The organism is Nostoc parmelioides FACHB-3921 (assembly GCF_014696625.1).
Lineage (GTDB): Bacteria > Cyanobacteriota > Cyanobacteriia > Cyanobacteriales > Nostocaceae > Trichormus > Trichormus parmelioides.
On record NZ_JACJQL010000005.1, the window covers coordinates 60,480 to 73,962 of the forward strand.

A 13,483-nucleotide genomic window follows, 5' to 3' on the forward strand; every position below is an offset into this window, starting at 1 on the left:
ATTAGTACTATGTACTTTCGCAGTTGGTTGCAGCCTAGACGGGGTTTAGCGATCGCCGAAGCTTGTGTTATTGGGGTTTTAGCTGCATTATCTGCGGTATTCCTCAAGGTCTGTTCGGGATTATTAGGTGCATGGCGGGTTCATAGTTCTCATGTTTTGCCGGCATGGTTAGTTTTACCAATCATCGGTTTGGGCTTTGGGTATTTGGCTGGGCTGATGGTGCAAAGATTGGCACCAGAGGCGGCGGGTAGTGGTATTCCACAAGTCAAAGCTACCCTGGCAAATATACCGATGAAATTGTCTTGGCGGGTAGCGGTGATTAAGCTACTGAGTGCTATTCTGGCTTTGGGTTCGGGGCTGACATTGGGAAGACAAGGGCCGACAGTCCAAGTGGGGGCAGGTTTAGCGGCGGGGATGAGTCGCTTGGTTCCCACCTCTCCAGACCATCGGCGGCAAATGATTGCGGCGGGTGCGGGTGCAGGTTTGGCGGCTGCTTTTAATGCTCCCATTGCCGGGGTATTATTTATTATTGAGGAATTACTTCAAGATTTATCAGGACTGACTCTGGGAACTGCCATTATCGCTTCATTTATTGGTGGGGTAGTTTCCCGGCTGTTGGGCGGTCGCAGTCTCAATTTAAACATAGAATTACTTGATTACTCTAGTAGGTTTGCTTTTCCAGAAATTCCCTTCTTTTTGCTTTTGGGTGTCTTAGCAGGGTTGCTGGGTGCATTATTTAATCGCGGGTTGATTTTCAGCCTCCAGTTTTACCGGAGTTTGCATATTAGCTTACCTCTGCGGATAGGCTTGGCTGGGTTGGTGTCGGGGATTGTCGTATCGTTTTTACCTGAGTCTTTTCGGGATAATGCTGGTTTACGGGAATATGTAATTACTGGTGATTTAAATCCAAGCTTTGCAGCGATCGCTTTTGTTGCTCAGTTTATCCTCACTTTAGTCGCATTTGGTTCTGGCGCACCCGGAGGTTTATTTGCGCCTAGTCTGATTTTGGGTTCGGCTTTAGGACATTTGATCGGCGTATTAGAGTATCAAATCACGGGTAATGGTTCTCCTGTTACTTATGCTTTAGCGGGAATGGGCGGTTTTTTTAGTGCGGTTTCTAAAGTCCCAATCACCGCCATTGTGATTGTCTTTGAAATGACCACAGATTTTAATTTAGTTTTGCCTTTGATGATAGTGTCTGTGACGGCTTACTTAGTAGCAGACAAAGTAGTACCCGGTTCACTCTATGAGAAATTATTACTGTTAAATGGCATTACCCTTACTAAACAGATGTCGGTAGAGGGGATATTAAGCCAAATGACGGCAAAAGATGTGATGCAGCAACGGGTAGAAACTCTAGATGCAGACATCACCCTCGAAGAAGCCAAGCAAGCCTTTGCTAGTTCCCATCACCGAGGCTTCCCAGTAGTAGAAGATAACAAATTAGTCGGGATTATTACCCAATCAGATTTAACCAAAAGCCTCAGTCGCAGTCCAGAAAATAATTCTCACCTCAGGGAAATTATGACTGCCAATCCTATGACAGTCACACCCATACATACCTTGAGTAATGTTTTATATTTACTAGACCGCTATCAAATCAGTCGCTTACCAGTAGTAGAAGGGCAAAAACTCATCGGGATTATTACCCGTGCAGATATCATTCGGGTAGAAGCAGACCGTCTCAACTGCGAAAACCCCAACCCAGGCCCCCAACCTGAACCATCTTATGTAGTTTACCAAACGCGGAGTCCCAGCACAGGCAGGGGTAGAATACTAGTCCCAGTAGCCAACCCAGAAACAGCCGCAACTCTATTAAAAATGGCAGCTGCCATTGCCCGCGATCGCCATTATGAAATAGAGTGTGTACAAGTAATGCTGGTTTCCCGCCACAGTTCCCCTTCGGAAACCACCGTCAGAACCTCCAAAAGTCGCCGTCTTTTGCGACAAGCCGAAGTATTAGCTAAAAAATGGCGTATTCCCCTGCATACCCAAATTAGGGTTGCCCATGATTCTGCTCACGCAATTTTAGAAACCATCAAAGACAGACACATAGACTTAATTCTCATGGGATGGAAAGGTAGCACATCCACCCCAGGTAGGATTTTTGGCAATGTTGTAGACACCATCATCCGCCAAGCCACCTGTGACGTAGTACTAGTGAAGTTAGGTAGTCAACAGTCCACAGTCCACAGTCCACAGTCCACATTCAAATTCAATCGCTGGTTAGTCCCAATGGCTGGCGGCCCTAACGCCAGAATAGCCATTAAATTATTACCGGCTTTAGTTACTTTAAGCGATGACCCACAAATCCGCTTGACAAGGGTGTTTAAACCTTGGGAATTTAGACCAGATATGACAGTTTTAGAACAAGCCATCCGTCAATTGATGCGTCGCCGCCAACTATCTAGTACTGTAATTGCTGCGCCGGTACAAGCTGATTCAGTAGTCGAAGGTGTGATTAAGTTAGTGGAAACCGAAGGTTATGATGTGGTGGTTTTAGGCGCTTCCCGTGAAGGTTTATTACAACAAGCTATTCAAGGTAATATTCCAGAGGCGATCGCTTCTGGTGTTGATAGTACCGTGATTTTGGTAAGGGGAGCAATTGAAAGTTAAAATAATTTTTGTATTGACAAACATGAGAAATAATGCAGTCAATAGTGAAATTTGCCGATAAAACTATCAATTTCGGATTTGTTACAGCAAATACATAGCATTTACACATCATCTACATATTTGATTGACAATACTGGACTAAATTAACTGGTTATAGTTATGGGACTTACACAGTGTTACTAATGTTCTTGCTTTTTTGTCAATAGTCCATAGTCAATAGTCACAATCAAGGTTTTTTGGACTGTGGACTATTGACTGTTGACTACCCTCAGAAGGCTTTTTTGGTTCAGTGCGTAAGTCCTATTATTGTTTCCTATTTAGTAATACCAGGGATGTGTAGATGAATTCCAGCCTGATTTTATCCAACATTTTAAATCCGCCAGTGCTTTTTTTCTTTCTGGGAATGCTGGCGATTTTTTGCAAATCGGATTTAGATATTCCCCAACCGTTACCAAAGTTATTTTCTCTATACCTGCTACTAGCTATCGGGTTTAAAGGAGGATATGAAATTGAAGAAAGTGGAATTAATCCAGAAATTGCCTTGACATTATTAGCGGCTATATTTATGGCTTCTGCTGTACCGATATATTCGTTTTTTGTGTTGAGAATCAAACTGGATAGTTATAATGCTGCGGCTATTGCAGCCACCTATGGTTCTATCAGTGCTGTCACCTTTATCACCGCTCAGTCATTTCTCAAAATTCTCAATATCTCCTCAGGTGGACACATGGTAGCAGCCTTAGCTTTGATGGAATCTCCAGCAATTATAGTTGGCATCGTACTAGTGAGATTATTCACGCACAATAAAGAGGAGGAGAAAGGAGAATTTTCTTGGGGTGAGGTACTCAGAGAAGCATTTTTAAATGGTTCGGTATTTCTCCTAGTTGGTAGCGTGTTGGTTGGTATTCTCACAGGTGAAAGAGGTTGGGAGAAATTACATCCCTTTACCCAAGATATCTTTTACGGAGTCCTAGCTTTCTTTTTACTAGATATGGGGATGGTAGCAGCAAGACGAATTAAAGACTTGAAGCGTACAGGCTCTTTCTTGATTGCATTTTCCATATTTATGCCTGTGGCTAACGCAATTTTTGGCATCATTTTAGCTAAATTTATCGGTATTTCCCAAGGAAATGCCCTTTTGTTTGCTGTTCTTTGTGCAAGTGCATCTTATATTGCCGTTCCAGCAGCCATGAGAATAACTGTTCCTGAGGCTAACCCCAGTTTATATGTATCTATGGCCTTAGCTCTGACTTTTCCTTTCAATATCATTGTCGGAATTCCCTTGTATTTTAACATCATCAAATTAATAGGAATTTAGGAAGTGGAAGCTGTCAAAAAAATAGAGGTAATTACCAATTCCCTAGAACTACCTAAAGTTCTAGAAATTTTTGAAAAATATGGTGTTTCCGGATATACGGTAATTGAAACTGTTACAGGTAAGGGACACAGAGGTAAAGTCATTGATGATTTAGAAACGCATATCCTCACTAATGGATATGTCATGAGCATTTGTACGGAAGCACAAGAACAAGCATTAGTAGAAGCGATTCAACCTGTAATTAAGAAATATGGCGGTGTATGTATTGTTTCTGATGCCAAATGGACTGCACATTAAATAAGGTATGTGATGTAGAAATGGGTGATTTATTGATTCAGGTTTAATTCCTGAAAATCCAGAGTGAGGGGGAAATATAAAAACCATCAAATTTTTGCTTGCTTGTAAGCATTAAGATTGGATACCGAAATTTTCTTCATTCTGGATTTATCGTTTTTGCTGATAAATTATGAGCTATTAAGAATAGTTAAAGTTTCAATTGATAATTGAACTATGAATCAGATAGAAACACATAAGCAACGATATATTACCTTTGATTCAGGAGAATTGAATTGTGCCGATTAAGCGCATTATCGCTGGTCTAAATGAATTTCATGACAACTACTTTGTGGCTCATCGTGAGTTATTTGAGCATTTGTCTCATGGGCAAAATCCTGAGCTTTTGTTTATAACCTGCTCAGACTCAAGAATAGATCCGTTCTTAATCACACAAAGCCAGCCAGGGGATTTATTTGTGATTCGCAATGTTGGTAATATTATCCCACCTTATGGCAGGTTGAATGGTGGGGAAGCTGCGGGGATAGAATATGCTGTTGAGGCTTTGGGTATTAAAGATATTGTTATTTGTGGACATTCTCATTGTGGTGCGATGAAAGGATTACTACAAATAGGGAATCTTGCCCAACAAATGCCTTCTGTTTATGAATGGTTGAGGTGCCATGCTGAAGCTACTCGCCGCCTTGTGATGGACAACTACCAAGGTTATTCTCATGAGAAAATGTTAAAAATTGCTATTGAGCAAAACGTTCTTACACAGATAGAAAATTTAGAGACTTACCCCGTAATCCGTTCTAAACTTCATAGTGGTCAGCTGACACTTCATGCTTGGATTTATGAAATTGAAACTGGAGAAGTGTTTGCTTATGATGCTGAAAATAGTCAGTTTAAAGTTATAGAGAATCGTCTATTTCCTGTGCCTAATCCTTTAACAAATTTACATTCAGCTTAAAAATATAGGCTTTATATTAGTTTTTTTCGGTATAAATATGTGGAACTTTATTAGGGCTTACGCACCCAGATTTTCTGTTGAGACAGGGTGTAAGGGTGTAGAGACGTTGCATGCAACGTCTCTACAGTCCAGAATAAAGCACATCTTCATTAGGAAACGGTATCACCATTACCAACTACCAATTACCAAACTTTTCTAGCAAACATTCAGCAATGCGCCGTGCTGCACCTGGTTTCCCCATGCGGCGGACTCCATTTTCTCTGATGATGTGCAGGCTGTCAGGGTTGGTGAAAAGCGATCGCACTACTTGCGCCACTTGTGCTGCTTCTTCGACTAAAATCAGAGATAAGCCTAAAAGTCGGCTTTGGGCTTCGGCAAAACCAGGGTTATATTGTGGCCCCTGGCCAGGAATAGCGATCGCAGGTTTACCTAAACCGATAAACTGTTCTGTAGCTGTACCAGCCATTGCGATCGCTACATCGCCCCAATGCAAACATTCATTGTATGATTGTTGAGTCAAAATTAAATAAGCATTACGTTGTTTAAATATCAAAGCATTGCTCTCTTGCAGAGGTAAGGGTAAATCTGCGTGGGGTCGCCAACCTTGGGATTGCACAGTTTGAGCAAGTATATTCAAGTCTAAACCAGATGCGATCGCCCCTAAAAATATCACACTACCAGAATTGGGTAAAAATGTATCCCGTTCTTGAAAACTCCCCATTAATGCAGAAACACCAGTCATAATTATTTGCCAATTTTGATAAGCTTCTGGTGGACGAGAACCAGGAAGTAGGGTAATTACCAGTGGTCTGTCCATCTCTTGGTAGCGAGCATTGGCCATGTAAAATAACTGTGGTGAAACTTTTGGTTCTAGACCATCCATCATCGGATTGCCCACATCAAAAGCGGGAATCGGCCAATTTTTCAGGGTTTGCGTAGTCAACCCATCTCTAGGAAACACCGCGCGACAACGGCGGCGACTCATTAACCACCGTTCCCACGGATGATAAATTGAACCAGAAAAGTTTTCCCAACGGGCTGCTTTTGATTTCCTTGGTAGTAACCCGACTTCATCCCGCACGTAGTATTCTGATTTCGCTGTTCCCACAAAAGCGTAATTAGTCCCACTGATAAAGGCAAACAATAAAGGGACAATATCGCCTACCGCGAGAACGGCATTATTGTTACCTAATTTTTTTTGGGAACTTACCCAACGCCGCACCGCTTGAATTTGACTCCAGGTAAGCTGCACTAAACCCCCGCGTACATCCCGCGCCAATTGTCGCCCATCCATGTAGATAAAGCCGCCAGAAGGCATGGTACGCACTGCACCAATCAGGGGAATATTTAAATTTTGGTAAGCCCTTCCTTCACCTACCAGAGGTAAAGCATAAATATCTGGTGGGCTTGCTTGCTGCAATAACGCCTGCAAAATGCGGACAGCTATCACATCTTCCCCATGACCGTTACTTAGTACCAGTAATTGCAACCGAGGGGTTGTAGTTGGTGAGTTAGAAGCTAGAAATAAACGGGACACATCACTCATAAGAAATAAAATATATCTAACTCACCTTAATTTAAAAGCATCATTAGAAAAATGGAATAAAACCTCGTTTTTACTCCTTACTCAAACCCGATTTCCAAGTGCCATGAAAACTATGAGGGATGATACTGGGTAATTTTAGTTTGCAGATTGGTTCTTCATTGAGGCGATCGCTATCATATATCCAAACTTGACTGCTATAAGAATTGCCGTCATATACCACTGTTAACACCCAATTTTCCGCCAGGATGGGTTCGGAAGGATAGCAGTTATCTCCTGGGTAGGCTTCGGTGAGGGTTTGTGTCTTGTGGTCAAAGCAGGCGATCGTGTTTAATACTTCTTGGCTGATATCTGTGCCTTGGCGGAATCCTGACATATAGGTATATCGAGACTCTTGACCGACATTTTGCCGTGGAACATTAGGAAATTCACAATGTCTATCTAACAGTTGTTCAATTGCGGCTACTTTGCCAGATTGGGGATGTAAAGTGACCCGTGACAGTGTACTTTGAGCAGGTGTGTGAGTTTTACCAGTAGCGACTTCTTTGAGATATTGGTTAGTTTGGAAATCTTCGTAACGGGCAATATCCACAATGACTGCACCATTAGCATCTACATAACCGTTAGCAAAATGCCACTGATACCAAGGTTCTGCTTCTCCTCGACTGACTAAAGATAAACTGTCGCGGTCAATAACCAAAATCTGAGTGCCTAATTCTGGTCGCCACTGCATAGAATCACTATAGTTGCTAGTCCCCAATAATACAGGCAACACATTCAACCGCACAGGGGGAATAAAAAATATTAAATACTCTCCTGCTAAGACAAAATCATGTATGAGTGGTAGACCGTCTAGCGAGTATGCAGCTTTTTGGATAATTCTTCCTGTAGAGTCACTTTTGTAAACGTTCAACTTGGCATTTAGCCCCAAGCTAATACCAAAATTAAAAATTTCCTTGGTCTGGGGGTCTTGCTTATAATGGGCAGAATAAGTTAATCCATTACTTAAACCACCCAAATTATCTTCGCCCCTGGTTTCTAAAGTCTGTAAATCTAAGGCGTAAGGTTTTCCACCTTCCCACAATGCCAAAAGTTTATCTGGTAATGCTAAGACTGAGGTATTGGCAGCATTTTTAATTGGTCTGCGCCATTGATTCCAAACGGGGCCTGGTGCAGTCATGCCATAATTGCCATACAAAAATTTATCGGCGGCATTTTCTGCTTGATAGCCAATAGTCTGCACATAGCGATAAGCTGCATTCACACCTCCATCGGTAAAGTTGACGGCCAAAATTGCCCCATCACCATCAAACCAGTGTCCTGCAAACATCCTGCCACGTTCTAACCTTGCAGGGCCGTTGCGGTAGAGTGTACCCCGCAATCCTTCAGGGATGTTACCAGAGATAATCGACAACTGAGTAAGCGGAAATTCTTTGGCTGGTTCAGTTAATGCACTTGCCCAGGCTTTTTTATTTGACTTTTTATCAATTATCTGCATATCAATTGCTAACTTAAAAAATTTAATTATCGGTGTGTCTGTATGCAACAACCTGATTCTTTGTTGTTCGCTTGCCCTCAAGCATTGCCTGATTTGCTCGACTCAGCAAATCCTTAACTGTAATACCAGGCTCTGATATAGCTATTCCAAAAGAGGCGGTGATACTTTCGAGGATCTGATCACCATCCTTGATCTGCATTTGAGAAATATCTGTTCTTAGTTGTTCTACTCGCTCAGTTAGTGTTTCCATTGTAACATTAGGTATGACAATCACAAATTCGTCACCACCCCATCTGCAAGGAATATCAAAGGAGCGAATAGATGTTAAAAGTAAGTTTGCTAAAGCCTGAAGAGCCATGTTAGCCGTTAAATGACCATAGCGCGAGTTGTAAGATTTGAAGTTATCAATATCAAGGAAAACAATACCTATAAATTGTCCCAACCGTTCAGCTTCTGCTAGCCTTTGATCTGTGATGGTCTGCATATAGCTAGGATTAAAGAGTTTAGTTAAACCATCCCGCAAGTTATCATTGGTTAGACGTTGTTTTATCAAAAGATTATTGAGTGCAAACGCTAAGTATCTAGCAATTATCTCAGCAATTTGTTGTTTTTCTGAGCCGATTTCTTCCAGAGAATGAATGTGTAAAAACCCAACTACTTCAATTTGTCCTAACAATGGGATACACAAATGTGCGCCACTAACTGGATGTATTAAATGGCTGCACATTACTCCTGGATGATGAGGCGATAACAAGTTTGATTTACTCCTGCGTAATGCCCAACACTCCGACTGCAAAAATATTTCTTTACTTTGTTTTTTGCTTCCCCAAAAACTTTTCATCTCAACATAATTCTTGGAATTAGCAATTATATTGATACAGCCATTCATACTAGGAAAAAGTTTAGTACAAGTTAAAGCTACCACTTGATAAACTTCATCTTCAGACTCGCAAGTATAAAGCATATTTACCATATCTGACAGATATGTAACTTGCTGATTTTTGGCTTCTAATGTTAGTGTTTTTTCTTCTAACTGCCGACTTAAATCCGCGATCACTCGCTGCGCTTCCACAGATTCTGTAATATCTATGCTAATCCCGCCGATGCGACGTTCTCCCGTAATATGGTCACTAAAAGGAAATTTAAAAGATAGCCAGTAGTATGGTTGTTCATTACCTGGTGTCTTTACTTCTTCAATCAACTTCAATGGGCGTAGAGTTTTCAAAACGAGTTGATCATTTACCATTACCAGCCGCCCTTGTTCTGGATCTGGCAAGAATTCACTATCTGTTTTGCCTAGCCATTCAATTGGCCCGACCAAAAATCTAGACTGCATTTCTTTGTTGTAGTAAAGCACTCTAGATTGCTCATCTTTGATATAGGCTCCAAATGGGCCTTGATCTAAAAATAGCTGTTGCATCTGCTGGCTTCGCTGAAGCTCGCGGGCATCTTCTTGAAATTTAGCAATCACCTCTACAATTTGATAAGCAGTCGGCATCAACCACAATAAGGTAGACAAAGAGATAAACGCCATGATGTTGAGTATACCTAAGTGCAGGGAAGACACTGGTATATGTTGTTCAAAAATCGCCAAAAAGTGATGAAATCCACAAAATAGTACGAATGCGCCTGATAAGAAAAAGGCTAGCCAAAATTTAGAAGGGATAGTTGCTTTAGTTTTGCTAAATAAAACCGCTATTACTATGGGGATGCCAAAGTATGAAAATGCGGTGATACCATGAGCAATTATACAATTCCAGTAAATAATTTCCATTAGTCATTTAGGATAGCAATACTATTAGAAACTATTGATAAAGTAAATATTCAGTAGGGGAGGCAAAAGGTGGTGTAGATGTTCTTCCCGCTTTATTGCCTTTGTGTTATGTCCATGACTTACGCACTGCTACATAATACGGTACGTTAAGCGCTTAAATTTATTTTTTCATGACTAATGAAATCGAAATCCATGCCTAACACAATGCTAGTTGCTACAACGGAGAGAACCTCCGTAACGCACTGGCTCCCCTGGGGAAATTTGATTTTTGCTTTATAAATAACCTCTTAGCAATTACCTCGAATTGATGAAATATTTTTTTATTATTTAACTCATCTATTTTAATTTCTATTTTAATTAATGATGAACTTTTGAGTATAATTCAATATATACATTGAGACAGCATTTTATTCATTTTTTTTCAATCTGCCATTGTACTGAGAATCTAACTATATGCAGATAGATTTTTTGGAGATTTCGCTTACATATAGTAATCAGCATCTAGTTCAAAATCAGAAGTGTTAAGTAGAATCAGATAGTCAACAAATCAAACGTAGCTAACAGGGATTAATTGAGCTTAAAGGGCAAGCTTGATGCGATTAATGTATCTACAGATTGGCTATCAAGTGGCTGAGAGAAAATGTATCCTTGTGCGTGTTTGCATTTTTTTATTTGCAACTGTCTTAATTGATCCATCGTTTCTACACCCTCTGCTATGACATCTATATTGAGACTATGTGCTAGGGAAATAATCGCCTGCACAATTTCCAAGTTCTTTCCATTAGCACCAATGTTGATGACAAATGAACGATCAATCTTCAATGCACTAGAGGGAAAACGGTGCAGGTAACTCAAAGATGAATAACCTATACCAAAATCATCTAGGTGTAACTGAATATTCATCTCCTGCAATTGCAAAAGCATAGCAGTGGCGGATTCATAATTTTCCATCAATACGGTTTCCGTAATCTCCAATTTGAGACTACTGGCTTCTAAACCCGTATCTTGCAGGATTTGGTGAATTTGCTCAATCAAATTGGGTTGGCAAAACTGTTTACTAGAAATATTGACACTGATAGTTAAGGGTGGGTGAGCAGGAAATTCCAATTGCCAAGCTCGCATCTGACGACAAGCTTCGCGTAACACCCAATAACCAATTGGCACAATCAGCCCAGTTTCTTCTGCTAATGAAATAAACCTTTCTGGAGAAACAAGCCCATGTTGAGGATGTTGCCAGCGTACGAGAGCCTCGAAGCCGATAATTTTGTAGGTTTCTAGGGAAACAATTGGTTGATAATGAACCTGAAACTCTTGGCGTTCAACTGCCCGTCGTAAATCCATTTCTAACTGTAGTAGCTGGGCAGCTTGGCTGTACATACTAAAATCAAATATTTCATGGCGTGCTTTTCCTAAGGCTTTAGCACGGTACATGGCAATGTCGGCATCACGGATAAGTTCCTCAGCTAGATTATAAGTAGTTGTGCTTAGGGTGATACCAATGCTGATGGTACTAAATACTTCGTGTCCACTGAGGTTGAAGGCTCCTGTCAGAGCCATATTTATTCTGTTGACTACATTTATTACATCGTTTAAGTCTTTAAGATCATCTAATAGGATTGTAAATTCATCTCCTCCTATACGGGCAACGGTGTCTCCAGCACGCAAGCACATTTCTAATCTACGTGCCAGCGCACTTAGCAATTGATCTCCAATCATGTGGCCAAGACTATCGTTGACAACTTTAAAACGATCCACGTCAAGGAATAGAACAGCAAATCTGTAGTCTGGATGACGTTTAGCTACTGCTAGCGATCGTTCCAACCTTTCCACAAATAAAGCACGATTTGGCAGTCCAGTTAGTGAATCATGAAAAGCATCATGAATTAATTTCGCTTCTGCTTGCTTGAGAGCAGTAATGTCACGAGCGATGCTTAAAACAAATTCTACTGAACTATCTTTAGCTAACTCAGGAACAAGACGAGTATGGTAATGTTTTGTCCCCCAGGCTGTAGGTAAATTGCTTTCAAACTCAGTTTGTTGCCCAGTTTTGAAAACTCGCTGGAGTTTATAATCCCAGATTCGACAAATTTCTTGTGGTAGATTCAACTGTATGTTAGTCTTGCCGATGAATTTTTGGGCTAATATTCCTGTAATTTTTTCAATAGCGGGATTAACGTAAACATAACACAATTGACGATTAAACCTGGCAATAATATCTGGTGTGTTCTCTACGACAGCTTTGAATTCTTTTTGACTATGAGCTAATGTCTCTAAAGTTTGTTTATGTTCATTAATTTCAGATTTTAGTTTATTGTTGGTTCTGATAATTTCAGAAGTCCGCTCCTTAACTTTACTTTCTAATTCATCATGAGCTTTTTGGAGGAATTTTTCTATGCGTTGGCGTTTAGTAAGTTCTTGATTAATAATAAGATTCGCTAAACTAACTAAAATGGCAGCTAATATGCTACCAGAAATAATCAGCCAAGTAGTCCGATAAGCACTGTCGCTTGTTTCTATTGAACGCTGTTTCAATAAATCATTTTCTTCATTTTCTATAGCTTTAATAATCAGCCGGATTTTATCCATTAGCTGCTGTCCTTCATCCGTGTGAACTATTTTTAAAGCAGCTTCTAACTTCTCGTTATTCCTTAATTTAATTGTCTGTTCAAGCAAAGTTAGCTTTCTACTAATTAAAGGCTTAAGTATAGTTATTCGTTCTTGTTGGCTGGGGTTATCTACAGTCAATTGACCTAAAAATTTTATTTTTTGACCAATCTCATCAGCTGCTCTATGATAAGGCTCTAGATATGCGGGTTTACCCGTGAGAAGATAACCTCGTTGCCCAGTTTCGGCATCACTTACATGGGATATTAATTCTTGAGTTTTTTCGAGTACTTCACGGGTGTGTATTACCAACTGAGCGTTTTTTCTGTACTCCAGTAGGCTTAGATAAGAGGCAACACCAATAATAAACATGATTATTACTGCTACTACAAAAATATTGTTATTTTTTTTGTAAATAGACCAGTTCATTTTTTGTGCCTATTCTAAAAGTTAATTTTTTAATTAAAAAAAATAAAAATATATGGCAAAGATATCCCAGTTCATTCAATATCTTCTTTTCAAGAATTTTTATTTGAATTTTAGTAGTAGTATTTAATGATGATTCAACTAATTACAGTAAAATCTAGCAAAACCTACTAGCTCACGTAGGCTTGTAAACAGACATAAGTTATTAATTTATATCTAAGTCAAGTATTATATATTACAGATAAAGTAAATAGATTCCTCTCCAAGAATGTTGTCTGCTTGATATTTAAATGTTACATTAAATTGTTTGGGGCAAAAACTGGCATTACCATTGCTAGAGTCAAAGGGTTTATTTTTTCATCCGGTTTACCTACGAAAAGTGCTTTGTAGTGAAAATTATCATTGCTTTGCTAACTCGAAGACTAAAATCAAGCTAAACCTCTTGTCTAATTGGTAGA

The 13,483-nt window shown here is 40.0% G+C and carries 8 protein-coding genes; 4 read left to right on the forward strand and 4 right to left on the reverse strand.

The features are described 5' to 3' along the window. Positions 1–9 precede the first annotated feature (9 nt). The 4 genes from H6G14_RS05510 (at position 10) to H6G14_RS05525 (ending at position 5,180) form a co-directional block, all read left to right on the forward strand. The gene (locus H6G14_RS05510) at positions 10–2,616 is read left to right on the forward strand and encodes a chloride channel protein (protein ID WP_190566113.1); all 2,607 of its coding nucleotides are present in this window, start codon (positions 10–12) and stop codon (positions 2,614–2,616) included. Between the two features lie 340 nt (positions 2,617–2,956). Then, a complete protein-coding gene (locus tag H6G14_RS05515; protein ID WP_190566114.1) occupies positions 2,957–3,934 on the forward strand; it encodes a sodium-dependent bicarbonate transport family permease in 978 nt (325 codons plus the stop codon). Between the two features lie 3 nt (positions 3,935–3,937). After that, the gene (locus tag H6G14_RS05520; protein ID WP_190566115.1) at positions 3,938–4,231 is read left to right on the forward strand and encodes a P-II family nitrogen regulator; all 294 of its coding nucleotides are present in this window, start codon (positions 3,938–3,940) and stop codon (positions 4,229–4,231) included. Between the two features lie 274 nt (positions 4,232–4,505). Then, positions 4,506–5,180 (forward strand): carbonic anhydrase, encoded by a 675-nt coding sequence (locus H6G14_RS05525; protein ID WP_190566116.1) that lies wholly within the window; start codon positions 4,506–4,508, stop codon positions 5,178–5,180. Between the two features lie 175 nt (positions 5,181–5,355). On the opposite strand, the gene H6G14_RS05530 is transcribed toward H6G14_RS05525, so the two are convergent. From H6G14_RS05530 to H6G14_RS05545, 4 genes are all read right to left on the reverse strand, one after another. Continuing rightward, positions 5,356–6,726: a lipid-A-disaccharide synthase-related protein gene (locus H6G14_RS05530; protein WP_190566117.1), complete on the reverse strand. Its 1,371-nt coding sequence runs from the start codon at positions 6,724–6,726 to the stop codon at positions 5,356–5,358. A gap of 70 nt (positions 6,727–6,796) precedes the next feature. Further along, entirely contained in the window at positions 6,797–8,221 is a 1,425-nt protein-coding gene (locus H6G14_RS05535) for a carotenoid oxygenase family protein (protein ID WP_190566118.1), read from the reverse strand. A gap of 22 nt (positions 8,222–8,243) precedes the next feature. Further along, positions 8,244–9,995: a diguanylate cyclase domain-containing protein gene (locus H6G14_RS05540; protein WP_199326064.1), complete on the reverse strand. Its 1,752-nt coding sequence runs from the start codon at positions 9,993–9,995 to the stop codon at positions 8,244–8,246. Positions 9,996–10,562: 567 nt separating this feature from the next. Beyond that, positions 10,563–12,971, reverse strand: a complete 2,409-nt coding sequence (locus tag H6G14_RS05545; protein ID WP_242053355.1) for an EAL domain-containing protein — start codon at positions 12,969–12,971, stop codon at positions 10,563–10,565. Between the last annotated feature and the right edge of the window lie 512 nt (positions 12,972–13,483).